Genomic DNA, 24,570 nt, shown 5'->3' with positions numbered 1-24,570 from the left:
GTGCGTGATTGGTCGGATAGGCCGGTGTGGAGACCTCCTACTATCTGCCTGCAGGCGGAGAGAGGAGAGATGCAGCGCCGGGTTCGCCACGCGCAGCGCACACGGTCAACGCGCGTCATCGACACACGTCTCCGCGGGCTGTGGAGCAGCACCCGGGTCGCACATCTGGAGTCCGAGGTAGGCACGAAACTGATCCGCGCCGTGGATTTCCACGGGCAGTGGTGGGCGCACAAAGTTCGACGGATGAAGGATGAACTTCGTGTGTGCGGCGGCCACGCCATCCCTGAGTTCGAGGCGCCGCCCGTTGGGCACGTAGCCGACCTTTTTGCTGACTGCGATTGACGCCGGATTGTCGTCGTAGGCGCCGCTCGTGACGGCAGTGGCACCGAGTTCGTCGAACAGGAATGAGCAGATGATCTGACGCATCAACGTCCCGACCCCGCGTCCCTGCACGCCCCGTGCGAGCCAAGAATAGGTGTCAGGGGTGCGAAGAGCTGGGAATGCTTTTGCCTCCGCGCCCTGCACTCCGACTATCTGGCCGTCGAGGCGCACGACAAGCGACAGCTGCCAATCATTGGGAGAGAACGAGCTGCGCTGCGCCCAGTACTTCCGGGCCAGTGTTGCTGCACGTGCATCAGCGGGAAGGCCGGCCCAGTTTTCCGGGAAGGGACGTAGAGAATCGGGGTGAATGTCGGCGGCGGCATCTACCAGCTCGAGCAGATCGCTGTCTCGGATAGCGCTGAGCTCGATCGGACCGCATGACAACCGCAGCCCGAACGGAGGCCAGAGCTTACTGAAGTCGCTGCGCATCGTTACAGTTTGCCAGTCGACTCCGAGGCACAGGATAAGGTCCGACCGAATCGAGCCAACGGAGGATTCAAGACACCAGCCAGCTACGACTCCAACTACATAGGCCACGCCGGCCATGGCAGAACAACGACACCCTGACGCGCCGGGACTGGTGGTGATTGGGGCGCCCGGCGAGGCCGCCGCCAGAGGGTCGATGCGAGGAGCCGTTGTATTTTCTACACGGCGTTCAGTCTTGTCAGCATCGCGCTCGTGCTTCATAGTCAGGCGCAGATATGACGCGCCGGGCACCCCGCAACACTTTCTGTTTCGTTTTCGACTCTAAACGAGCCGCCGCTCGGGGGTACCGCGGCGGCTTCACGATTGTGGAGGTGCTCATCGTCGTCGTCCTCATCGCTATCCTCGCCACCATCGCGACGCTGGGAAGCATGCATTTCCTGGCCGAGGGTCGCGACGCCCAACGTACAGCCGCAGCCACGACACTCGCGGAGGCTTTGGAAAAGTACTACGACCAGAACGGTGAATATCCCAGTTGCCCCACCATGACCGCCGACGCATCCAGCGTCAGCACCACCCTGCGAGTTGATGAGTCAGCCCTGAAACTACCAGGAGCAGCGTCGAGCAACTCGATCTCCTGCGCCGATCTCACCGCAACGTCTGACGTCGACGTCCTTGCCTACGTCGGGGACGGTTCTACCCAATGCAAGACCGGGCTCGCGTGTGTTTCCTGGGTACTGAAGTACAAGGCCGAAGGCAGTAACGAGATCGAGAGCATTACCAGCCGCCGCACCGGCACCGTCTCTGTCGCACCGGATGCCGCCGCGAGCGTCGTGATCGCCTCCGTTTCTGATGCCACCGCGATGGGTGCTGCATCTAGTGTCAACTGCGGTACCGCCGACGCGCTGTATCGCTTGCGTTCAAAAGTGAACAATGGTTCGTGGACCGAGAGCCTATGGTCAACGGCACGAACCATGACCGTCCCGGCACACGAGGGATCCCAATACAGCTTCCAAGCAGACACGCAATGCGCGTTCAAGGACGGCACGAAAGGCGCTGTTGCCACCAGCAACACCGCTGTCGCGGTTCGGCCGATCACCGCACCAGAGGCCCCGATCTTGACGGCCACCGCGATAGGCGACGGCACGGTCGATAGCGTCACCTGGTCTTGGGCAGCGACTCTCTGTCCAAGCGGCACATCGGCCGAGTATGCGACCGCGTACTACCGTGACGACGCAACTGGTTGGCGCGCCTGGGCGGCTCCAACCACGAGCCTGAGCTACACCTACGCGACGAACTACCAAGGCTTCGAGTACCGGGTCAAGGCGAAGACGCGGTGCAAGAACACCTACGCCACGAGCAACTACAGCGCCGACAGCAACGAGCCGGCCTTCGCGCGCGTCGTTGACACACCTGGCACCGTCAGCGGTTTTCACGTCGAGAAAGAAACTTTCCCCGCACCGTCCGGTGGCGGGACCTATGAAGCATCAAGAGTCTGGTGGGATGTCACCCCAACCTGTGGCGTGGGGACTTCGCGTCGTCTGCAAGTCTTCGGCTGGTCAAACTACACATCGCCGGCGATGCCTGCCAGTAATTTCGGTGGATATGCCGGTGGTGGTGGTACGGCGGCGTACCCGATCGATTCCAACACGCCAAGTAGCAACCTGGGTGGTGGCCAACACGAATACCGCTGGCGCACGGACGGGTACGACAAGATGCAGCCACGATTCCGTACTGCCGCGGACGCCGACAGCCTCAGCGATACCTATCAATGGAAGACCTGGGCAATCACCAGCAGTAGCAGAGTGTCCGTCGGCGGCTCCATTGTGTATCTCGACGGAAACAGCACTTATCTCCGCGCAGTGCGCGCCTACGCCCGCTACGCGTGCATCAATACAACAACTGGAGAGCAGGCCATCGGAGCACCCGCACTCTCGAGCTGGCAGCAATGGTACTAATCATGAATCGACTACGAATTACTCGGAAGGCAATCATTCTCACCGCCATCGCAGCAGTCGGTTTTGTTCTCGTAGCGAGCGCGACCGCCCTCATTCTCACGTGGCTGAACCCGCCGCACAGCGATCAGGGTCAACAAGAAGGATCCACGTCGCCTTCTGACGGAGCTACAGGGGAAGAGTTGCTGTCGAAGGGCAACTACGACCGAGCGCGCACCGCCTTCGAAGCATCACTCACTGATGCTGAAAGCAGGGGCGACAACGCGAAGGTCCACTACTACCGACAACAGCTCGACTTCCTCAATGCAACACCTCGACCCGAAACGAGCACATCTCCGGCCATCAAGCCACAGATCATTGACGATGCGCGGTCGTCACATCCGACGATCACCGGCGAACCGTAACGTCGACTAGTCGCAATTGCGCGCACAGACGCAAAGATCAATGTATGCATCTGAAAACTCCCCGCGCCAGCTCTCCCAGCCCCTTGGATTCAAAGATAAATCGATCAAAAAGGCGTTAGTCGAGGCTGGCGCTACTATCCGGAGCAACCGGATGTGAAGGCCTAGAGTCACCGCGGTGGACGTTGGCTAATCTCTCGCCGCTAGGTGGACTGAAATGAAAAAGAGCCCCTTCCTCCGCGCACAGGGCGTGGAGGAAGGGGCATAGGTGTTGCACCCACAAGCGGAACCAGCGAATCAGGCGTTGCTATAGACCTGCGCGCGACCGGATAGGCGGGTTTTGCCGAGTATTCGGGCACTGCCGTACACATTGGCGTGACCAGAGATTCGGGCATCACCATAAATTCGCGCGTGCCCAAAAATTTCGGCGTGGCCGAAAACCCGGCTGTCCCCGAAAATCTGGGCGGTGCCGGAGACATGGGCGGTGTCGTAGATCTGGGCGGTGCCGGAGATCTGGGCGCTGTCGTAGATCTGAGCGCTGCCCCAGATTTCTGTCCTGCCGAGGACTTTGGCAGAGCCGAAGATCCGAGCGTGGTCGTAGACAAACCCGTGTCCGTAGACCCGGGCGTCGTCGTAAACCTGGGCGTCGTCGAAGACTCGGGCACTGCCGTAGATCTGGGCGCGGCCGAAAATCTGGGCGCGGCCGTAGATCTGGGCACTGCCGGAAATCTTGGCACCGCCATAAATCCGAGTGTCACCCGAGACCTGGGCATGGTCGTGAATCTGCGTTTTGCCGTAGATCTGGGCGTTACCGGAGACCTGGGCATAGTCCAGAACAATCGCATCCGGGCCGATATACACGGTAGGAGCGACGTTCGCGGTGAGTGCGACCCAACCTCCTGCTGATCCGTCAGGGTTGACGTGCCGGCGACAGGTCTGATCCGAGGTTCTCCATACTTTCTCGACGACCTCGTTGTTTTCATATGCACTGACCATCATGGTGCGTCCTTTCGGGAAATTCATTCACGGAAGGCTGCACACATCGGCAGCCAGGTCGGTCGGCAGCTCGCGGTGAGGCGACTGACCGAACTGGCTGTCGATGCGACGGCAGAGGTGCGTCGTGTCGGTTAGTGGTGCACGTTGGACTGGCTCAAACCCAACTATTGGGGAGCTCCAACGCTGGCGATATTGTAGCATCTAATGCGCCAGTTGTCAACATTAGTTGCCGCCAATCGGTGCAGACAACGTTGTGAATGCGCGGATCTGAGTGGTGCCAAGCTGGCGCTCGAAGCCCGCTTGAGTCGAGCGTGGTCGCGTCGCATCGGCGCCCGTTCACCACGACGCGGGGAACCCGACCGAATCGTGCCGATGTTGGATTGCAGACACGAGGCGGATACGGCTTCGTGTGCTGAGGCCACGCCGACCATGGCAGAACAACGACACCCTGACGCGCCGGGACTGGTGGTGATTGGGGCGCCCGGCGAGGCCGCCGCCAGAGGGTCGATGCGAGGAGCCGTTGTATTTTCTACACGGCGTTCAGTCTTGTCAGCATCGCGCTCGTGCTTCATAGTCAGGCGCAGATATGAGGAACCAACACACTCCACACCAACTCGAGCAGATCCTTCCGCCATCCGCGCTGCCGTACAGCACTGGGCCGTATCCGGGAGGAACCGCGTAGTGCCGAGGCTCCCCCAGGTCGGCGGCGATCTCGGTAGCTGGGGCGACATACTCAACGACTACCTCGGACAATCCCTCGCGAGCGACGGATCTTTGAAGCCGGGCACAGTCGGGGCTCCACAACTACGGCCGGGCTCGGTCAAGAACATTGCGCTGGCAGACGGACAGGTGACGAGTGCCAAGATTGTGGACGGTGCTGTTGGAACCGACCAGCTCGCGGATAACACGGTCTCCACTGCGAAACTTCGCCTCGGTTCCGTCGTTGAGGCGCACCTCTCACCCGAGCTACAAGACAAGCTCAATGCAGCACCGAGCGAGATCGCGGACGGGAGCGTCACCTCGACCAAGCTCGCCGACTACGCCGTCACAGCGAGCAAGGTCGCCCGCGGAACACTCACCAACGCCGAAGTCGCTCCCGACGCCGACATCGCCATCAGCAAAATAGCGGGACTTACTGCCGAACTCGCTGCCAAAGCTGATGGCAGCGACGTGGTTCGGCTCGCGGGCAACCAGGTGATCGTGGGAAACAAGGAGTTCACCGGAGCACTCACGCAGGAGGGCAACCCCGTCGTCACGACCATCGATGGTCGACTTACCAACGACCGGGCGCCCGTCGACGGTTCAGTGTCGACGGTGAAAATCGTTGATGCAGCGGTGACGGAGGCGAAGCTCAGTTCCTCGGTGCAGGCGAAGCTCAATGAAGAACTTGCAGACGGCACGGTGTCCACCGCCAAACTCGCCGACGGGGCAGTCACAAACGCCAAAATAGCTGACGGATCGGTGGGTGCAGCTCAGCTAGCCAATGCTTCGGTATCCCGAACGAAGCTCTCGGACGTCGGCACGCCCAATGGGATTGCCTCGCTCGGCGGAGATGGGCGACTACCCGAGGGGCAGGTGCCGTTACGGCTCGGCGAGGATCAGCTTTCCGCCCTAAGTGGTGCAATAGCTGACGGAAAGATTGCCGCAGCGAATATTCCTGGTCAAGTCACTGCGGGTATCGCATCAGCGGTTCCTCCGGCGATCGCTTCGGCCCTCGATACGGCGGGTGTTGTCACTAAGAACGACTTCGCCGGAGCAGGCGGCCTGTACGCATTCCCGGGTTCAACTCCCGTATCGAACATCGTGCATGAGATTGACCCGACGCACTACGCCGCGTCGTCGAGCTTAGAGACGCAGAACACTACTGTCACCGCGGTCCCGATCATTGTGAAACCGGACTCTGCTCCGGCCGGCATATTTTCTGTCACCTCCGATGGTCTGTCGATGCAGGCCATAGCGGGGACCTCTGGGCTCACGTGTCAATACATCAACGTGGGCGGTGCGGTCGGCGTCAGTCGGGTCACGATAAACGGCATCAACGCTGTTGGCACCGCATCGTCATTTGGTGGGTTTACTGCCGGCCTCTTCAACACCAACGACATTCGCATGCTCCGATGGGCTGTGTCGGGCACATCGCGGGTCTACGTCGTGCAGAAGTCCACGGGAACGGTCCTGACCGGGCTGACTTCGACCACGCTTGGCTCCGCTACGTCTGTGGTCGCGCAGATAGGTGACAAGGTAGAGCTGGTTCTCACCGCAGACCAGTTACTTCGCCTGCTTGTCAACGGCCTCGCGGTATTTTCTTACACGCTCACATCGGGAGAATGGACGACGTTCGGCACCAACCCACTCGCGGGGGTATATTCGACGCCCTCTGCTGGTGCCTCACCGAAGTTCGGAAGGTGGCAGTGGGCGTCCGCTCTGCCGACCTCGCTACGAAAGATGGTTGCTGTCGACGAGAACCTCCGGCTGCCCGCCTCGGTGGACTTTGCCGCGGGACGAAACAGCCGATTCAACATTAAAGACTTCGGCGCAAAGATGGACGCGATTGTCCTCACTGACGTGTCAACCACTGCTGGACAGCCGACCGTCGCGTCCGCGGCCCGGCCGTTTACCGCCACCGACATTGGGAAGACGATTGCTGTAATGAGTGCTGGTCCGGTGGTTGCGAACGCAAACGACGGAGTGTGGATCTCAACGATCCAGTCTGTGGCTGGTGGGGTCGCGACCCTCGCGTCGAACGCTACGACAACAATTACGGCGGGCAAAGCCACCTTTGGCACCCCCGATGACGCTGCATTTGCAGCGGCCCAGGTTGCCGCAGTTGCCGCAGGTGGAGGAATAGTGCACATCCCCCAAGGGCGCACAATAGCCACGGCGCCCCTCGCCGTCCAGAACTACGTGTCCTGGGGAGGCGTGCAGCGTGATCTGTCGTGGGTGCACGTTATCGCAGACCGTCCTGGAGACTCCTCGGCGGCCGGAACATCCGATTGGCTTACGTGTGCAGGGCGCAACGCGAGCAACCCGCTCATCGGTGCCGACTTCTACGACTTCGGCATCGAGGCGGAAGCGATGATCCATACCGCCGGCTACGGCTCCGCGGTAAAGCCATTGAACATCTACTACGTGCAGCGGTGCTCCATAACCCGCATGAACGTTTGGAATACCCCTGCTACCGCCGTTCCCTTTGACCACTCCTACGACCAGTGCTCAATTACGTATAACCACATCAAGAACCCTGGCCGTCTCGCCCCCTCGGGTGTCGGCCCCGGCGGTTCTGGGATCGGAGCAGGGACGAAAGGAACGGGTGCTACGGAACCCACTCTGATTGCGTTCAATGTGATCGTCGGAACGAACACGGCCTCCGCGTATGGGCCTGGCCAAAATGGCATCTTTACCGAGGCTCAAACCGGCGCGGACCCCGACCTCGGGGTCCAAGGCTATCGGGTCGTCTACAACGTAATCATCAACATGTACTACGGCATATCCGACGCGGGCGCGACCGGCACTCTCATCATGGGTAACGACATTATCGGATGTGTCACCGGTATCGCGCTCCGGAAGACAACTCTGCCAGACGCTTACCCCGGCCTGCACGCAATTATCACGGAGAACCTGATCCGCGGATGCACTGGCCCAGGAGCGCAGGATGGCATTGGCATCTTCATCTCGACACCCTCTGGAGCAACAACGAACACGCGCGACTACATCCACGCGATCGTCGTGGCGAACCAGGTGATAGAAAGTAAATCGTGGGGACTCGCCGCATCGGCAAACGACAACGGCAAGGACATCACCGGCCTCACCGTGCGATCGAATGTCTTTCGCGGAAACGGGCGTTCAGCGTGCCGGTTCTATGCGGCCGCTGGACGCAAAATCAGATTCCTCGCCGTCACCAACAACCAGATGGTCGGAAACGGAAGGGCGGGCATCGCGGGAGATCAGTCGGCTGTCCTCATTACAACGGGCACAATCCTCGAAGGTGGCCGCATCCAGGATAACGACATGTATGACCTTGCCGGTTCGCCAACACAGCTTGCGACGGTCACCTCGACCGGCGCGACCCTCACCGCGGTGCGTGTTGCAGGAAATACCGGAGACGCGTGATAGACCCGATTGGTGATTTCCGACGCATCCTCGTCGGGCTCGAACATGACGAGGGGAATTCTGAGGTTAGATTGCAGGAGAATAGTGCTGGCGCCAAGGCCGGCGGGGCGATATCTCGCCGGACTCGCGGCTCTCAACGAGAGATCATACGGTGATAACCGCGGCGCCCGCTTGACGAACCTCGTAGAGCACTGCTGGAGAAATATCGACGGTAGTGATGATCGTGTCCAGGTCGGCGAACGTTCCGAACAGGTGTGCAGACGTCCGCGTGAACTTCTCAGCCGTCGCAACGAGCACCGTGCGCGTGGAGGAGTCCATCGCCGCACGTTTGATCTTCGCGTCTGCCCACTTCGAGACGGTCAGACCAGAAGCGGGATCCGCTGAGCATGCGCCTAAGAACGCAATATCGAAACGCATCGAGCGAACAACATCCACAGCATCGATACCGACGAACGAGAGGTCGTCCGCGTCAACGGTCCCGCCAGGGACGATGACCTCATTGCCAGGTTTGGACGCCAACGCCGCTGCTGCATGCAGAGAAAGGGCAAGGGCGGTGATTCCCACCCCCCTGAGCTCATGAGCGACCGCGAGAGCGGTCGTTCCATTATCGATAAGAACCGATTGTCCGGGGCGTACGAGTTGGGCGGCCGCCTCCGCTAGCGCGCTCTTTGTTGCCGGAGCTTCTGACTGGCGCAGACCAAACGGGAACTCTGCGCCTCGCATCAACGCTGTCTCTGCGCCACCGTGTGTGCGCCGCAGGGTTCCCTTTTCCGCCAGTTCAGCGAGATCACGACGGATGGTGATGGTGGATGCGCCCGTAAGCTCCGCGAGCTCTTGAATGCGGCGCGGTCCCGAGTCAACTGCCCGAATGATCGTTTTATGGCGTTCTGATCGTTGCACGTGATCATTATCATCCATACCATGCTCGCATGACCAGAGCACGGATGACCCCGTTTCGCGGCGCGCTCGGCGTTGGCGTCATGTTCGCCAGCAACGGTGCTGTCTTCGCGGCTCTCCTCCCCTGGTATCCGATTCTGTCCGAGCGGCTCAACCTCGGCCCCGTTGAGTTCGGCTTCATCGTCGCCGCATTCGCTGTGGGAGGAATCGCCTCGTCGGCTGCGCCGGCACCTCTGATCGCCCGCTTTGGCCCTGTGAAGGTAGCGTTCTGGGGAACCATCCTGCTCGCTGCGGCGGTGGCCAGCGCGCCGTGGGCGGGCGTGGGCTGGGTTCTGGCAGTGAGCTTGTTCTTGATCGGTCTGTTCGATGCCATCGTCGACGTCGCACAGAACGTCGCCGGCATTCGTGTCGAGGATTCGTCGGGTCGAAAGATCTTGTCGTCGATGCATGCGCTTTGGAGCCTGGGCGGTGTCGTCAGCGGGATCGCCGCGACTGCCGCGGCGACGTCCGGAATAGATGTGCGTATATACCTGGCGGGTGCAGCCGTGGCCGCGGTGCTCCTCGTCGGGGTCGGCGCGCTTCTCTTGCGCGATCTTCCTGCCTCGTCGGAGCGCGCAGAAAAACCCGGTGCCACGCCGGCTGGAGCCGTTCATTGGAAACTGGTCGCTCTGGCCGCGCTGCCTCTCGTGATCTTGGCCATCAGCGGCTCTATGGTCGAGGACGTAGCTAACAACTGGTCTGCGATGAGCGGCGTCCAGCTTGGTGGCATGGCCCCCTCGATGGCAGGGATCGCTTTTACCGTAATGATCGGGAGCCAGTGCATCGGGCGGTTCGCCGGCGATGTTCTCATTACCCGCTTCGGCCGTTCCGCTATCGCGCGCATTGGCGGCGCGGCCATCACCGTAGGTGGCGTCCTGGTCGTATCAACCAACGACTCTGTCTGGCAGCTTCTGATCGGACTCGCCCTGGCCGGATACGGATCCGCGACCATCTCTCCCAGCGCACTCGCGGCTGCCAGCAAGCTTCCCGGCGTGAGCGAAGGCGCCGGAGTGACTCTCGTGAGCTGGCTGATGCGATTGGGTTTTCTGTTCACAAGCCCCTTGATCGGGGCGCTCACCGCGTTCACGGAGTTGCGCGTCGGGCTCGCCATTCTCATCCCGGTCGGCTTGATAATCATCGTCTTCGCCGGCGCCCTTAAGCCGCGAACCAAAGACGAGTCCGTTCGGTCCGACCACGGCGGAACCTGATCAGTGGCTCTCTCCGTCGGCATCCGAGACGTCGCAGCTGAAGCAGGCGTCTCCCACCAGACCGTGTCGAGGGTCCTCAATGACCACCCGAACGTGAAAGCCGCCACGCGCGGACGAGTCGTCGAGGCAATGCAGCGCCTGAACTACGTCGCGCACAACGGCGCACGATCCATGCGAAGCCGGCGATCGCGGGTTATCGGTACGCTTATTTCAGCCGAAGTGCACATGGTCGCGCCCGGTCTCCTACCTGCCCTAGAGAACGAGGCTAGGCGACAGGGAATGTGGATGTTAGTGGCGTTCACCTCGCACCAAGAGGATACTGTCGACGGAACACGTCGCTTGCGGGGAGCGGCCGTCGACGGGATCATCTTGGTCTCGACGGCCGTTCCCGTCGCGGCCTCTGCGCCCCTCTCGTCAAACAGTGTGCCAATGTTGCGCGTGAGCCTTACTCAATCGGATGGGACCGTTGCCGGCCGGCTCGCAGATATCGCGGAGTGCACCGTCAGGACGCTCTTGACTATGTCCGGGATCGGCGGCCAAGACAGGGTGAAGCGTATAGAGCATCTATCGATCTGAACCACGACTCTGAGTGAACGGATCCCGACTCCCCGAGGTAGTCCCGAGACGATGTGGCCTAGACATGTGGGCGATTAAACGCGGGGATGATGCTTATCGAGGAAACGGCGCAGCTCAAGACCTACTTCCTCGTCCTCCGGAGCGCCAGCAAACCCGCCGTGCGGCATTGCCTCAAATACGTGCAACTCAGCATCCACGCCCGCCGTGCGCAGTTTGCGATGGAACCTGACCGCGTTGGAGAGGAACAGATCACGGGTGCCAGCCTGAACGAACGTGGGCGGAAAGCCTGTGAGGTCGCCAAACAGAGGCGATACGTACGGATCGGTGAGGTCAACGCCGGCCGCATAGAGTTGGTTGATGTCCCGCAAGCTCCCGAGCGTATTGCTCGCCTTCGCGAGCGTCTGGAAGGTGTCCCCCGATTCGGTAAGGTCTACCTCTGGGCTCAGGAGTACCAGCGACCCTGGCGTCGGAAGCCCCTCGTCTTTGATTCGCAGGATGACGGCAGCCGCCAGATTACCGCCCGCCGACGTTCCAGCGATCGCGATCTCTTCGGGGGATCTGACGTCAAGAGCAGCTCGATAGACCGCGAGAACATCATCGAGCCCCGCCGGGTAGGGATGAAGAGGCGGCATCCGGTAGTCGGGCGCCCACGTGAGCATCCCCGACGCCAAGGCATCGGGCGCCGCCATCAGTCCGGCGAGTGCGCCGCCACCGATGATCAGCGCTCCGCCGTGGATGTCAATCAACAGAGGCGAGCTGATCTCGTCCGACACCTCGGCTGAGCGGATCACGTACACCGGCACACCCGCGATCTCACGCGGCTCGATAGTGACGGGGAGCTCCACGTCGCCGAATCTCTTCTCCACGCCGGCGTTGCCGTATGCGATCAGTTGCAGCCATCCGTCAGTGTCGTCGAGTGCGGGATTCTGGCCTTGCGGGAGGGGCGCGGCCAGTACTGCCTTGGCATGGTCGCTGAGAAAAGTGGGAATCGGATACGGCGAATCATCGGACATGTCATCTCTATTGATACGGCTTTCTTCATATTCAATACGAGACGTCTCATAATTGCAAGGCCTTGACGGTTGTAGCCTCTGAAGATGACGGCCGTAAATCCTGCAGATGCGCCGAAGCGTGGCCGCCCGCGCGATGAGGGGGCTCGCACGGCGATTCTTTCCGCGACGGCCTCACTACTCGCAGAGCGCGGTTACGATGGCGTCACGATGGACGGGATCGCGGCCAGGGCTGGTGTCGGTAAGCAGACCGTCTATCGCTGGTGGCCGACCAAGGTGGCCGTCATCGGCGAGGCTATCCTGGACGACTTCATCGTTGGGCCCGACCTCGAGGTCCCCTATAGCTCCGACGTGTGGGCCGACCTGGAGACGTGGATGCGAAGCGGTGAGGACGGATACCGAGAGAACGGCAGAGACCTGATCCGGGTGTCCACGGCCGTCGCCTCCGAGGACGAAGCAATGCTCGAGCGCATGACGGCAAAGTTCGCTGCGCCCGCCCGCATCCACCTACACGCGCGCCTTCGAGCGGCGGTCGACGCAGGGCAGATCAATGACACCATCGACCTCGCCGCGGTCGTCAGCGTACTGCAGGCGGTGATCTCCTACGCAGGAATCATGCGCGCCGATGAAGGGATCGTTAGCGACACGCTAGCGATCATCCGCGCCGCCTCACAGCCGTAGACGCGAGTTCCAAACGCTCGAGGAGCATCATCGCCCATGTTGGGGCACTGAATTTACCATCCGAGGTGGCAACGCCGTCACCCTGGTGGTCAAGATGGCCATCCCGAGACATCACTCGAAGAAATATCGCCTTTCGACGTCAATCAGTCGAAGACGAAGAAGAGCCCACCGAGCGACGAGGAGTCGCCGAGGGGGCTCTTCTCTTCTCTCAAGGTGGGCTCGATTGCGGCCGGCGATCAAGTGATCGTCATCCCGCCGGTGTAACTGCCGGTGCTGATGTGCGCAAAGTGGCGGAGCTTGACGCTTCCGGCCAATGTCACCAGGCCATCTGCGCGGGCCGCATCGGCGAGGGTGACATTGTCGCGCAGGACTGCGTGTCCCCCGACTCGGGCTCGATCACGGAGCGTGCACGCACCGACGACTACGGCGTTCTCTTCGATGATGGCCTCGTCGAAAAGTCGCACGCTGCCAATGACGACAGCACGGTCGCGAACCATTGCCTTGGGCGAGATACGGACCCGAGGCGTGACAAACGCGGTGAGCGCAACGAGACCACCACCGCACGAATGCCGACGGTAGGTGACGCCATCGATTGTGATCTCCTCGAGTGTTTCGATAGCGGTGCGCTCAAGGTCGTGCATCGCGCGTGCGGCGACTACTTTGTTGTTCATGATGCTCCCAGTGGTTTCGGGTTCCCAGTCCCTGCGGTTGCAGGAGCGGACACACCTCAAGAGAAATGTGGCCGCTCCCACACCCGGGAAGATGGGCGGAGGAGCTATCCCGACACTATCTAAAGCTAGAGAGCTCTTGCCAGCTCCTGCAGTGACACCGCGAAGCTAGCCGACACGTATTATGGCACTCATCAGGTATTTTGTCAATACCTAATAGCGCTGCGCGACGTGCCGCACACAAAATATAGCGAATTCAGGAATTGCGTATGGTGCGCGCATGTCAATTTCGATATGAAAGGACTGGTCGCTAGCGAACAACCAAACCGGATCCAAGATGCGACGGGCCGACTGCCATCAGCGCGCGGCTACCCGCAGATGGCAGTCACTACATCTTTACCCGTAGGGAACCGCTCATCGGTGAGACGAGGAGAGGTGCCCTTAAATCGACTCCAGCTATCAGTGGCCGGCCAGTAGGTCGGCTCCCCTCCACAACTCCCCCTCATGAGATAGAAGATGTTGTAATCGGCAGAGCCTTCCGTACCGAGGTCAGAGACGCCATCGACCTGCGCGCCATAGCCTGCCATCGCCTGGAACAGCTCAGCCTCACCTGGGACCGCGCAGCGCACGGGCCGGTCGGGATTGAAGTCAGCGAAGGCAGGGGTCCACACCGCACTCCCGTCCGCAAAATCACACGGCTGTTCAGGATCGTCCGCCGTTGCATCGTTCAGATCGTCACACACCGCTTGATCTACCGTGGCGCTGTCATCACAATCGAGCGAACCCGCTTCCGACGCAGCAGCTCCGCCGTTGGCTCCGGCCGAGGCTGGAACGTCTCGCACGGTGCTGCAGCCCGTTAGAACGGCCAGGACGACGCATCCGGCGAGCGCCGCGACCGCCGCGTGCGTACTCAATTTGATCTTGATCATGAATGTCCTCGTCTCGCTTGCAGCGCAACCGCTCGAAACCACCTCGTCGCTGTTCACATAAGCGTCGGTTATGGTGCGCCCGTCGTCTGTTCGGCCAGGGCGCCCCAGTCCAGTTGAGACTTTTGGGCGACCCGGTGCATGCGAATTTAGCCGCGTCGGACCCGGGGTGTCCTGCCCCGAAAACTCGTGGCCCGATCGGATCAGCCAGCCGACTTTCCTCACGTTATCAGGGCGCAAATTCGACGTAGTCGGCACCGTCGAAAGTCATGCTTGCGAGCGGCTTTCCGTCCTCGAGGGCGATGCGAACGGTCGCGCTAGTCACGTTGCGCGTGGTCGCTAGACGAGCCGTCGCCCACTTTGCGGTCGCGGTGCGTTGTGCGTCCGTGAGGTCATGATCGGCGAGATCGTCAAGGAGGAGCACGTCGGTACCCGATGCACGTACGGTGCGAAGCATCGTGACGAGGGGCTCGGAGGCGAGATTGCGCCCACGGATGAGGTCCCGTAGCGCAGCTTCAAGTCCACCGACCATGATGGGATCTGGGCGTGCACCAGCTGCAATCTGCTCCAGCGTCGGTTGCGCGATATCCCGTACGGCTCTAAGTTCCGCTTCAGCGTCGAAATCCGCGGTTGCCGCGCGAGCCTCACGTTCGGCTCGCTCTCGTTCGGCCGCTCGGTGGGCGACGATCCGTCGGGCGGTGGCGTGAAGCGCTCTGGCAAAGATCGTTACCGCCAGCAGCGTAAGGATGCCTCCGTAGCTGATTCTGAGACCGAGAAGCGGAGTTCCGGTGGTGATGATGCTCCAGCTGCACGCAACCGCGAGCGATGCTGCTTCTGCGATCCATGCCGCAAGATAGCGCGCTCGAAGTGCCAGCCAGTACATGAGGATTATGCCGGTCCGCAACGACCAGACGCCGTAGCCAGTCGGATCGTCGATGGGATGGGTCAGCGAAGCCGCCAGAGCAATGGGGATCAGCGCCACGACAACGACCGTTCGCCACAGAGGAAAGGGCGTCGGCGCAGGGAAGGCCAGGAGCGTGGCGGCGCAGAACGTCACGACAAGGGCGAAGACGTCCGCCGCAGTTCGAGCTCCGCCCGCGAGAGCGACATAGGTATAGGAGACCATGAAGAGCCCGAGGAGAATCCATGGTGCAGGGCCGTAAAAGCCGAGGTAACGCCCGATGTCCTCCGGTGCTTCCGCTTCGCCCTTCATGACGTGCTCCAGCGGAGCAACACGGTCGTGCCGTACCCCGGGATGCTTCGTATCTCGGCTGCACCTGCGGGAACCTGCTGCATGCGTCCGATGATGCCGTGGCGGATGCCGAGCCTCGTGGCACCCACGGACGCGACGTCGAATCCGTCTCCATCATCGAGCACCGCGACGTCGGCCTCGCCTTCAGCCAGCACGACGCGGACCTGTCTCCGCACAGGGCGACCCTGTCCAGCGTGGCGAACACTGTTCCGCAAGGCCTCAGAAGTGGCTTCGATGAGGGCCGCGACGACTGCACCGGGAATCGCTCCGTTTCCGTCGGTTTGATAGTCGAATCGAGCCTGCGGATCAATGGTTGTCGTCAGGGACTGCAGCTCCCAGGTGAAGTCACGTGGGGTTCGAGTAGCCTCGTTCGCAGCGAGATTACCTGACGAACGCATGGCCTCCAGCGCTCGTTTCGCCTCGCCCACCGTCGTCGGCGCAGGGGCACCACTCGCGTAGGCGAGCAAGGCGACAATCACGCTGTCGTGCACGAGCATTTCGACGCGATGACGCGAGGCACGCTTGACATCGGCCTCCGCAGACGCGCGCGCCTCCGCAACTGCTGTCGCTGTCGCGAGATCAAGAAGTCGCCCCGCCCGCTGAATCGCCATCGCAAGACTCATGAACATCGCCACGAAGAACAACTGGCGCATAGCATCCCCCGTGGCTGGTCCGAAGAATGGATCGGCGGAACACGTCAACGCGATCCCGAACACGACTACTTCCAGCGTGATCGCATACACAACTGCACACCGCACAGTCCAGGCAAGAGCAGCGGCGCATGCACCGATGATTACGAACTGGCCGATCCACCACGGCCCTGCAGAGGTGGGCAGCTTCGAGCCGGCCAGGGCCACGGGAACGGCCAGAAAAGCAAGCAAGAGCGAGACAGCTTGGAGAGCCCATAGCCGACGTAAGAAGGATGGGTGCACCCACCAGAACGTGGCGAGAATGGCTGCCGGTGGCAGGGCAACTGCGGCCAGTCCCGGCACCACCGACCATGACAGCAGCGGCCATTGGCGCGCAACGAGCTCAACATACGCCGCCAGGATCGCGATGCAGGCCATCGCAAGTGCCATGGACATCAGCCGAATCACGCGATCCGCTGCAAACGGCGGCCGCCGGCTGGTGGCGGCCGCGACCGGCTGAGTCGATGCCACCGCGCTAGGGACGAGCCGGAGAGGGGAGAATACCGTCTTCCACAGCGCGTTTGTAGAGATCGATCCGGGTGTGCGCAGGCCGACCCACGCCCGCATACTTCGCGCGGATGCGTCGAAGATAATCATCGACGGTGTGAATCGTGATCCCAAGCTCGTATCCGACTGCTTGCGCTTTGGCACCGCGCGCGACGAGGGCGAGCACGCGCTGCTCTTGGGCGCTCAGTCTCGCCGAGCCGAGGTCCGGATCGCTGTCGATAGCAGCCGCCCATTCTGTTGACAGTTCAGTCTCACCCGCGGCAACTTTCCGCAACGTCTCGACGAGGTCCGCGAGCGGTGCCGACTTCCGCACAAGCCCGTGGATCGGGCTCTTTGCGACAGACCGGACCAGGTACGGCGACTCCCCCGATGTCAGCACGAGCACCCGCATGCCCGCCTCGGTCAAACGCTCAACATTGGAAACCGGCGATGACCCATCTGCCAGCCGAAGATCGAGCACCGCGACACCGACGTCGGGGAACATCTTGAACAGATCTGCCACCGTACCTGCAGCTCCGACATACTCCAGCCCTTCGAGCTGCGAAACAACCGACGCAACGGCGAGCGAAACGATGTCATGATCGTCGATCAGCGCGACCTTCACGTCAGCCTCTCCTGTCGGGTCCTTGGGTAGCCGCAACAGTATCTCAGCACCCACCCACATCGTTGTAGCCCCGGGTTTTCGTGGCAGGAGTAGGGGATTCCGATGGCCGTGGTCCCTCTACTCTTGGGACAGATTTCTAGTCACGCTAACCCGTCACCGTTCCTCCGGCCGTTGACCACGCATGACTTTTCCGAAGAGCTAAGGGTCCGTGCCCTCGTTGCACATCCTTCGGGGGAGCCCAGAAAACATCCTCAACTCTCAGCCCATCCAGCATGCCTGGACACCCAGAAGGCGGTAGCCCGAATTGGTAGACGCAACCTCACTGCTCACTAGGGCCCGAGTGCTCGCTTTCGTCGCGGTCGGCGCGATCATCCTTTCCGGATGCGCATCAGCCTCGCCCGCATCCAATGGCCCGACCGCAAAGAGCTCCGACGCCGCAGTAGTTACTGAGACGAACGGCATCGAGAACGTCGATGTGTGCGCCTGGGCAGACCAGGCGCTCGCTGCTTCTGAGAGCGGCCCGACTATCGCGATCCCCGAGCCTGGCGGCTCCATCAAGTGGCATGAGGTCACCAGCTCGACGGGCCAGAACGAGAGCACAGACAGCCCAGGGAAGGCTACGGTCTCATGCAACCTGCTCTACGACAACACCAGCGCCATCTCACTCGTAGTCGCCCTGTCGTCTGACCCGGACCGCAGCTTCGATGCTCCAGAACCGGGCAGCGCGCAGCCCGGTGTCGCCGGGCCAGTCGAGCTGTCAGGCTTCCTCGGCGTCGCGGAGCCACCAGCACCACTGACATTGCAGCTGGATGACACAACCTATCTGGACATCACCGTCTACGACGATGACGCCCGATACGGGAGCGGCAAGGACAACCTGTGGGGCGCGGTCATGCCCGTCGCACGAGAGCTCGCCGCGATCTGGGCATCGGGAGACGTGCCAAAGGTCGGCGAGGTCGGCACGGCTCCGGTCCCCACGCTGGACTGGGTAGACTCCCGCGCAGTCTGTGGGACGCTTGACGCCACAATGCTAGGTACAATCCTGGGCCTCGACTCCGCGACGCAGCAGCTCTCCATCGAGGCGACGTCCGGCAGCGACAGCGGCTCCAACGGTCTCGTCTCCGACACCGTGTACTGCACCTTCGAGGCGAAACCCAACCGCGACGATCCGAGCTATCCGCACCGCGTGGAAGTGCAGCTCTTTCACTACGCCACCGCCGAGGACGGCGCGGAGGCGTTCTCCGCATTCTCCGGATATGATGCGGACTGCCCGACCGACGGGACCGCGATCATGTACGAATGCGATGGCGGCAACACGACCACCGTCACGCGAAGCGGCAAGCTGATGGCGTATATCCAGACCTTTGATGGCTCCCCCGCGAACGTCGACCCCGCAGACCTAGACGCGAAGGTGCTGAACCTCGGCGCATCGATTCTCTCGTCGCTAGAAGCGTTCAGCTGACGTCGCGACATCCTTGAACGAGCCGTCTCCGGTCGACCATATTCTGCGTGAGCACTCCATCTGCTTCAGTATGCTGCCCAGTTCAGCGTGGAGGCGCATCGGGTCGTTCTCACCCGCTCATCGTCTCAGAGCGCGGCGGTCCGGATGCTGCTCATGCTTGCAACTAGTCACTTCGTGTTGTAAAACAAGGGAACCTCGTTGAGGGGTGTCGAGCTTGCACGGAATTCCGCGTGAGCCCATCCACCACTCAACGAGAGGAGTCATCCATGGATGACACGCCCCCAACGTCCCCGTCGAACGAGAAGAACGCGGACCTTGTCTTTCAACAATCGCTAAGAGACCGAGGGTTCGAGCCCGGCGAGTCCGTGCACGAATACCCCCTGCGCTTCACGAAAGAGGACGCCATACGGTCGCTGATCGAATCGACGTACTCCGCTCCGCGGACGGTCCTCATCGAGTCAGATGACGGCGCCGTGCGGCTGCCGGTGGTGTTGACGTCAGCAACAGCGCAGTATGTGCCGTTCGCTGCGCACACCGGCGACACTCCAGCCGGATGCTACGAGCAACCGGATTGGCGATTAGAAGGATGGGTCGTGCCGTCCGGCTTCAACCCACGGCAGCCACCCGCTCACGTACGCCTGTTCATTCCCGCCCCATTCGACGACACTCTGCTCTGGCAGGTGATCCCGATCGGCATCACTCCCGATGAGGAGATCCGTGTGATCTCCGACTAGCCCGTTCACGAAATAGAGCTCCGCTCCTCTGTGAACGGGCTCTATTTCGTTTCAACCCGTGAGAGGTTCACATTCATGATCCGTGGGCCAGGCATGGCAGTGCTGATGCTAATCCCGGGCGTATACGCAACGGCGTCTGTCGACCACTGTGGGGTGGTGCGCATCGCCCAGTACACGATGATCTGCATATCGGCGAAGCGTCGATCGGCGGAATACAGATCCAAGTCCGTGAACCGTTCCTCAGCCTGTAGCCATCCTGCATCGCGCTCGGACGGGTGAGTCGCGAACTCCCGCTCTAAATCATCGCCATTGACGGTGACCACCGGGCGCAGCCACCGGGTGTAGCGCGTTGCTTCGAATCGCACCACGATCGTTACGAGGCCGTCTCGCTCGACCACCTCGACTCGACCGCGCGGCGCGTCATGTTCGATCCGTGCGCGAAGCAAAGAGCTCAGCTTGCGCGCGCCGCGGTCGCTTCGCCGTAACGCGGTTCGCGGGTCGCAGTGCTGTGCCGCCGCGTAGGCCTGGAGCCGCTGCGCGAGGTTCTCTCCCTGGGTCTCGACTCCACATGTCGCGAAATACGCGCGCACATCGCTGTCACTAGGACCGCCTTCTCTCGCGTGCACGTCCAACATCACCGTGTGCGCAATTTGGGCGACACCACGACCAAGCATGTTCGTCAGCGTCGCCATACCGGCGACGCTCTCTACATCGAACCCACCAGCGGTGCGACGTAGCGCTCGAAGGTCACGCTCCAGACCCTTGCGAATCTCATCCTCGTCCACAGGACTCATGGTGTCAGTTTCGTGTCAGTGACTGCATCTCCGCGTTCTTGGATTCTTGAACTAGAACGAGCGCCTGCCCGTTCACACTTCCTCCTCTACGACCCACCCCACCCAGTGAAAGGGAGTCAGTCCATGACCCTGAACCTCGACCGCATCGCAGACCCCGAAGTCCGCGCCCAAACTCTCGTCTTTGCCCTCACCGGCCTGGCGGAACAGTCCTTCGTGGCACTCACCGCAGCGAGCAACGAAATCACCGAGAACAGCCGCAACGACGTACTCGTCGACAACGACACTCCCGAATTCCGGGAACTGTACGAGCTGCTCGTCAACCTGGAGACGTTCGCGCAGTCGACCCGGATGAATCTCGCCGGCCTAACGATTCGTCTCTAGACCCCTCGGCCCCTGAGCCGAGAGGCCGGGGCGATCCAGCGCCAACTGGATCGCCCCGTGTCAGTAACACCCCACCCATCACCTGCGAAAGCAATAAGGAAAGGTACGTCAATGACGTTCTCAGTATCCCGCCGAACCCTCACATTCGGCATCACCCTCGCCCTCGGCGCGATTGCCGTCACGGGCTGCTCCGCCCATGCCCCCGGAGACATTGGCCGGCTGCAGCAGATCCTCGAAACCTGCCCCGATGGCCAGCAGATCAACAGCTACAACGCGGTCGACGTCTCAGGAACGAGCGACGACCCGCTCATCATGCGCGAGCACTTGGCGTACATCGAGACGAAGATCGAGCGCGTCGCGGTCTGCGGCGGCGGGCACGTCACTGTGGTCGCCTTCGGCCCCAACTCGGTCACCGCCCCCATCTACGAGACCGACATCGCCGTGCCGGGGTCCACCGACCTGGCAAAGCTTCGCCGCGTGCCGGGCATTGTTAACGACGCCATGACCGAGGTGGAGAAGAATTACACCCCCGCGATCGCCCTGCTCCCCGAGGGCGGTACCGATGTCATCGGGCTATTCCGCCTCTTCGACGAATCAAAGACGCTGCGCGCCGACATGGTGCTGGAAGCTGCAGCGCTCACGGATGGGCTCAATAATCAGGGTGTTGTCCTCGACCACCCCCTGAGCGCCGATGAAGCGACGGCACTCGCCGACCAGGTCGTCGTGCCGAACCTGGCCGGAGCGAGCGTCGCGGTGGTCGGCATTGGCCGGGTGGTCGGTGACGCGCTGCCTTCCGACTTCATCGAGGGCATGAAGTTCTTCTACACGCGCCTGTGTCAGAACACTCAGGCCGCGCAGTGCCTCGTCGTCACGGACGGGAGGTGACCGAGATGTCGAAACTCATCGACCCGCTCGCCGGAGCCAGCGAGGCAGACGCCCGCGCCGAGCAGATCGCGCTTCCCCGCGTCGACGAATCGGGCGCCACACCACAGCCGGATTCAGTCGCGAAGCTCTGGGTCGTCCCTGAATACGACGAACTCACCCTGGAGCAGCACGATCTGCATCAGGCGACGGCCGAGGAGGTGGCCCGTGAGGCCAAGGTGGAAGCCGCTGGGCTCGCGCCTGCTGCGGCGGCGGCCAGCCTCCTTGTCGAGGGACACACTCCGCTGCTGCGAGCAGCTGAAACCCGCTATATCGACGCACACGATGCGCTGGCCTCGTTTCGACGGCGCCCGCCGAACGCGAAGAAGTGGCACTACCTCACGAAGGCGGGACTACTCGTTGGAGACGTCACCACCCTCGCCGGATCGTTCATCTGGCTCGGCGAGGAACCGATCCTCGCCGCGGTGATGGCCATCAGTGCCGCGGTGGCAACCGTCACGGCCGGCTTGTCTGGGGCCGAGGTGCGCGACATCCGGAACCGGGAACGCCGCGCCCGGACGCCGGAGCAACTCACCGAGAAGCAGCAGCCCTTCGCGCATCTGTTCGAAGCCCCTGACAAAGGCTGGCGCTTTGTGAAGGGCCTGACGTGGGTGTCGGTCAGCGTCGCGGGCACGATTGCGACCGGCATTTTTGCTCTCCGCTCGACCTTAGAGGACCCGCTTGTCGGGCTGGTCTTCGGCGGCATCGCGGCAGCTATCGCGGGTGCCAGCTGGATCGAGGCCTACGTGAATGCTGACGAAATTTCAGACGCGTTGGATCTCGCGAATGCCGATTATCAGCGTGTGGTAGCCCGCCACAAATCGCTCGCCGCCTCTTCATCGTGGCAGCGCCGCGAGGAGGCTCTGACAACAGGCACCTCGCTGCACGCGGAGCACACGCACCGCGCGGCGGCTGCCGGCCACCACCTGCAAGCACTGCTGAGCGGCATCCTACGCCGCAATCCGCAGACTGCGGGGAACGGCCCTGCTGCCGAGACGACCTCGATCGGGCAGACCACCCGGCGGAGCGGGGGTGCAAAGTGACCCTGTTTATCCAGCCATCCGGGGTGCTACCCGGCGGCGTCATCCAGACTCGGGACTTCCCGGCTCACCGCGAACCATGGGTCGAGCTCGGCTGGCCCGGACTCGAGCCCAAACGCCCGTGCCTGGACGTCTTCATCTTCGATAGCTCCGGTTCGGTCATCGCCCCGCAGGGTACCGATCCGGTCGGCAACCGCTTTGCAGAAGCAGCGCGAGCGATCCGGCTGACCGCGAACTGGAGCTTCACCGATCGTTCGAAGGTCGCTGTCCTTCACTTCGACGATCCGGTCGGCGCGAGCGGCGTCGTCGCACTCAACGACCGCCACCTCATGCGGCGGCTCGAACGTTCGCTTCAGAATCCTCGCGGTTCGGGCATCAGCGACCTTCGGCCAAGCCTTCTCGCCATGGAGCGGCTCGCAGCGGCACATTCCGATCACGATGTGCGCGCCACTATCTTCTCGGACTTCGAGCTGACCGACGACAACGTGTCAGAGCTGTTCTCGCAGCTCCTCGCGTTCCCTGGGCTCGTCCACGCTGTCATTCTCGGCGGGCAGGTGCCGCCCGATCTCATCGACGCCGAGAACGTCACGATCACACCGCTCAACCCCGACGATCCCCCGGGTGCCTTTGCCGCCGCGATTCACCGGTCACTCACCGCGACCCGTCGCGGCCGGCGGCACTCGGTGTTGCACGGCTCCACAGGTAATGAGGTGCTCTCGTGAACGATGCCATCTCATGCCTGCACCAGTCGCACACCCTCCGAAAGCGAATCTCACCTCCGTTCGCTCGCGGCTCGTGCATTGACAGTTCCGCTCGGCCCGTTCTTACTCATCCGTCTGCCCGCCGTAACCACGGGCGAGAAAGGAGGCTCATCATGACCCTCAGCGACAGCCGCATGGCCAACACAACGAGACCGGAAGCGAGCGCAACGGTCCAACAGAGTCCCGAGCCGTTCCGAGGCCCGAAGTTTCGCGTCTTCCACGCCGATCCGCCGTGGCCCACCCACCAGACCGGCGCGCTCGGTGCCTCACGCCATTACGACCTCATGTCGATGGACCAGATCAAGGGAATGGGCACAGCGATTCAGGCGCTCTCCGATGAGAACGCGCACCTCTGGCTCTGGGTCACGAACGCGACGCTGCGCGACGGGTATGACGTCATGGAGGCGTGGGGATTCACGCCGCGTTCGCCGCTCACCTGGATCAAGCCGCGCTTCACCCTCGGCAACTACCTGCGTAACGCCACCGAGCACGTGCTCTTCGGCACGCGCGGCAAAGCACCCGTCCAGTTCAAGAGCCAACCCACCTGGGCCTATTGGCCGCTGCTCGAGCACTCGGTCAAGCCGGATGAGATCTACAGCGTCATCGACCGGGTGAGCGGGCGAGACGCTGAAAAGCTCGAGCTGTTCGCTCGTCGCCGTCCACCGATACCGAACTGGAGCGTCTGGGGCAACGAGATTGAAAGCGACGTCTCGCTCGCCAAATGGGGTTACCCCGTGCCGAGCGACTTCGCCCGTCAGGACGATGCCGACGCGCAGTCCGCCGATGGAGAAGGCGAGCGCTGAGTCGTGTTCTGGGATGAAAAGAAACCCGAGGAGAAGAAGCCAGAGCCTCTCATGACCAAGTTCTTCCGTGCCTGTCTCCTGGCCCTGGGCGGGGTGTTTGTGCTCTGGCTCGGACTGCAGCTGCTGAGCCAGATCTGGGGGTGGTTGCTGCTCATCGCCGCCATTGGCGCGATCGTGTGGGTGACCGTTTGGTTCGTCCGGTGGCGCCGGGATCGGCGGTGGTGAGCATGAACAGGATCATCCCCGTCAAGTCGTTGCGGAATACACAACATGTATTGACAAATCTCTCGCTTTGCCTCATAAACGGCAATCCGCTCTGCGCTCCGGAGGCCTCCGCCGCGACCGAGTACGTAC

The 24,570-nt window shown here is 62.1% G+C and carries 24 protein-coding genes; 14 read left to right on the top strand and 10 right to left on the bottom strand.

The genetic code is table 11. The features are described from left to right. Positions 1 to 105: 105 nt before the first annotated feature. Positions 106 to 810: a GNAT family N-acetyltransferase gene (locus ACFE6Z_RS02070; RefSeq protein ID WP_375384025.1), complete on the bottom strand. Its 705-nt coding sequence runs from the start codon at positions 808 to 810 to the stop codon at positions 106 to 108. Positions 811 to 1,082: 272 nt separating this feature from the next. On the opposite strand from ACFE6Z_RS02070, the gene ACFE6Z_RS02065 reads away from it, so the two are divergent. Both ACFE6Z_RS02065 and ACFE6Z_RS02060 read left to right on the top strand, forming a co-directional pair. Then, complete coding sequence (locus ACFE6Z_RS02065; protein WP_375384024.1) at positions 1,083 to 2,762, top strand: prepilin-type N-terminal cleavage/methylation domain-containing protein; 1,680 nt, start codon at positions 1,083 to 1,085, stop codon at positions 2,760 to 2,762. Between the two features lie 2 nt (positions 2,763 to 2,764). Continuing rightward, a complete protein-coding gene (locus tag ACFE6Z_RS02060; protein WP_375384023.1) occupies positions 2,765 to 3,163 on the top strand; it encodes a hypothetical protein in 399 nt (132 codons plus the stop codon). 294 nt (positions 3,164 to 3,457) lie between these two features. Here ACFE6Z_RS02060 and ACFE6Z_RS02055 read toward each other — a convergent pair whose 3' ends face one another. After that, complete coding sequence (locus tag ACFE6Z_RS02055; RefSeq protein WP_375384022.1) at positions 3,458 to 4,183, bottom strand: hypothetical protein; 726 nt, start codon at positions 4,181 to 4,183, stop codon at positions 3,458 to 3,460. Between the two features lie 654 nt (positions 4,184 to 4,837). On the opposite strand from ACFE6Z_RS02055, the gene ACFE6Z_RS02050 reads away from it, so the two are divergent. Continuing rightward, complete coding sequence (locus tag ACFE6Z_RS02050; RefSeq protein ID WP_375384021.1) at positions 4,838 to 8,263, top strand: hypothetical protein; 3,426 nt, start codon at positions 4,838 to 4,840, stop codon at positions 8,261 to 8,263. 144 nt (positions 8,264 to 8,407) lie between these two features. Here the strand turns inward: ACFE6Z_RS02050 and ACFE6Z_RS02045 are convergent, their stop codons facing one another. Beyond that, entirely contained in the window at positions 8,408 to 9,181 is a 774-nt protein-coding gene (locus ACFE6Z_RS02045; protein ID WP_375384020.1) for a DeoR/GlpR family DNA-binding transcription regulator, read from the bottom strand. An 11-nt stretch (positions 9,182 to 9,192) separates the two neighbouring features. Between ACFE6Z_RS02045 and ACFE6Z_RS02040 the strand changes: the two genes are divergently transcribed. Then, complete coding sequence (locus tag ACFE6Z_RS02040) at positions 9,193 to 10,407, top strand: MFS transporter (protein WP_375384019.1); 1,215 nt, start codon at positions 9,193 to 9,195, stop codon at positions 10,405 to 10,407. Between the two features lie 3 nt (positions 10,408 to 10,410). Then, entirely contained in the window at positions 10,411 to 10,983 is a 573-nt protein-coding gene (locus tag ACFE6Z_RS02035; RefSeq protein WP_375384018.1) for a LacI family DNA-binding transcriptional regulator, read from the top strand. Positions 10,984 to 11,057: 74 nt separating this feature from the next. Here ACFE6Z_RS02035 and ACFE6Z_RS02030 read toward each other — a convergent pair whose 3' ends face one another. Then, positions 11,058 to 11,996: an alpha/beta hydrolase gene (locus ACFE6Z_RS02030; RefSeq protein ID WP_375384017.1), complete on the bottom strand. Its 939-nt coding sequence runs from the start codon at positions 11,994 to 11,996 to the stop codon at positions 11,058 to 11,060. Between the two features lie 84 nt (positions 11,997 to 12,080). Between ACFE6Z_RS02030 and ACFE6Z_RS02025 the strand changes: the two genes are divergently transcribed. Next, on the top strand, positions 12,081 to 12,674 hold the full coding sequence (locus ACFE6Z_RS02025) for a TetR/AcrR family transcriptional regulator (protein WP_375384016.1): 594 nt from the start codon (positions 12,081 to 12,083) through the stop codon (positions 12,672 to 12,674). A gap of 236 nt (positions 12,675 to 12,910) precedes the next feature. Here the strand turns inward: ACFE6Z_RS02025 and ACFE6Z_RS02020 are convergent, their stop codons facing one another. The 5 genes from ACFE6Z_RS02020 to ACFE6Z_RS02000 form a co-directional block, all read right to left on the bottom strand. Then, entirely contained in the window at positions 12,911 to 13,345 is a 435-nt protein-coding gene (locus tag ACFE6Z_RS02020) for a hypothetical protein (protein WP_375384015.1), read from the bottom strand. Positions 13,346 to 13,710: 365 nt separating this feature from the next. Beyond that, on the bottom strand, positions 13,711 to 14,271 hold the full coding sequence (locus ACFE6Z_RS02015) for a hypothetical protein (RefSeq protein ID WP_375384014.1): 561 nt from the start codon (positions 14,269 to 14,271) through the stop codon (positions 13,711 to 13,713). Between the two features lie 226 nt (positions 14,272 to 14,497). Continuing rightward, on the bottom strand, positions 14,498 to 15,481 hold the full coding sequence (locus tag ACFE6Z_RS02010; RefSeq protein WP_375384013.1) for a hypothetical protein: 984 nt from the start codon (positions 15,479 to 15,481) through the stop codon (positions 14,498 to 14,500). Then, a complete protein-coding gene (locus ACFE6Z_RS02005; RefSeq protein ID WP_375384012.1) occupies positions 15,478 to 16,680 on the bottom strand; it encodes a hypothetical protein in 1,203 nt (400 codons plus the stop codon). Before ACFE6Z_RS02005 ends, ACFE6Z_RS02010 begins: the two co-directional genes overlap by 4 nt. A 4-nt stretch (positions 16,681 to 16,684) precedes the next feature. Further along, positions 16,685 to 17,320, bottom strand: coding sequence for a LuxR C-terminal-related transcriptional regulator (locus ACFE6Z_RS02000; protein WP_375384011.1), 636 nt, complete (start codon positions 17,318 to 17,320; stop codon positions 16,685 to 16,687). Between the two features lie 340 nt (positions 17,321 to 17,660). Here ACFE6Z_RS02000 and ACFE6Z_RS01995 point away from each other — a divergent pair, with 340 nt between their 5' ends. Together ACFE6Z_RS01995 and ACFE6Z_RS01990 are read left to right on the top strand one after the other, a co-directional pair. Next, positions 17,661 to 18,782 (top strand): hypothetical protein, encoded by a 1,122-nt coding sequence (locus ACFE6Z_RS01995; RefSeq protein ID WP_375384010.1) that lies wholly within the window; start codon positions 17,661 to 17,663, stop codon positions 18,780 to 18,782. Positions 18,783 to 19,147: 365 nt separating this feature from the next. Further along, positions 19,148 to 19,516 (top strand): hypothetical protein, encoded by a 369-nt coding sequence (locus ACFE6Z_RS01990; RefSeq protein WP_375384009.1) that lies wholly within the window; start codon positions 19,148 to 19,150, stop codon positions 19,514 to 19,516. A gap of 41 nt (positions 19,517 to 19,557) precedes the next feature. Here the strand turns inward: ACFE6Z_RS01990 and ACFE6Z_RS01985 are convergent, their stop codons facing one another. Next, positions 19,558 to 20,310, bottom strand: coding sequence for a hypothetical protein (locus tag ACFE6Z_RS01985; RefSeq protein ID WP_375384008.1), 753 nt, complete (start codon positions 20,308 to 20,310; stop codon positions 19,558 to 19,560). A 123-nt stretch (positions 20,311 to 20,433) separates the two neighbouring features. Between ACFE6Z_RS01985 and ACFE6Z_RS01980 the strand changes: the two genes are divergently transcribed. The 6 genes from ACFE6Z_RS01980 to ACFE6Z_RS01955 all read left to right on the top strand — a co-directional run bounded on the left by ACFE6Z_RS01980 (position 20,434) and on the right by ACFE6Z_RS01955 (position 24,441). Continuing rightward, positions 20,434 to 20,691, top strand: a complete 258-nt coding sequence (locus tag ACFE6Z_RS01980) for a hypothetical protein (RefSeq protein ID WP_375384007.1) — start codon at positions 20,434 to 20,436, stop codon at positions 20,689 to 20,691. A 111-nt stretch (positions 20,692 to 20,802) separates the two neighbouring features. After that, positions 20,803 to 21,576 (top strand): hypothetical protein, encoded by a 774-nt coding sequence (locus tag ACFE6Z_RS01975; RefSeq protein ID WP_375384006.1) that lies wholly within the window; start codon positions 20,803 to 20,805, stop codon positions 21,574 to 21,576. A gap of 5 nt (positions 21,577 to 21,581) precedes the next feature. Continuing rightward, entirely contained in the window at positions 21,582 to 22,655 is a 1,074-nt protein-coding gene (locus ACFE6Z_RS01970; RefSeq protein WP_375384005.1) for a hypothetical protein, read from the top strand. Continuing rightward, positions 22,652 to 23,374: a vWA domain-containing protein gene (locus ACFE6Z_RS01965; protein WP_375384004.1), complete on the top strand. Its 723-nt coding sequence runs from the start codon at positions 22,652 to 22,654 to the stop codon at positions 23,372 to 23,374. Before ACFE6Z_RS01970 ends, ACFE6Z_RS01965 begins: the two co-directional genes overlap by 4 nt. Before the next feature lie 152 nt (positions 23,375 to 23,526). Then, positions 23,527 to 24,216: an MT-A70 family methyltransferase gene (locus ACFE6Z_RS01960; protein ID WP_375384003.1), complete on the top strand. Its 690-nt coding sequence runs from the start codon at positions 23,527 to 23,529 to the stop codon at positions 24,214 to 24,216. Positions 24,217 to 24,267: 51 nt separating this feature from the next. Beyond that, positions 24,268 to 24,441 carry a hypothetical protein gene (locus ACFE6Z_RS01955; RefSeq protein ID WP_375384002.1) on the top strand — a complete coding sequence of 58 codons (174 nt, stop codon included), beginning with the start codon at positions 24,268 to 24,270 and terminating at the stop codon, positions 24,439 to 24,441. Positions 24,442 to 24,570: the final 129 nt, after the last annotated feature.

Source organism: uncultured Microbacterium sp. (assembly GCF_964244775.1).
Lineage (GTDB): Bacteria > Actinomycetota > Actinomycetes > Actinomycetales > Microbacteriaceae > Microbacterium.
Note: the sequence above shows the minus strand (reverse complement) of the source record. Positions and strands in the feature narration are given on the sequence as shown.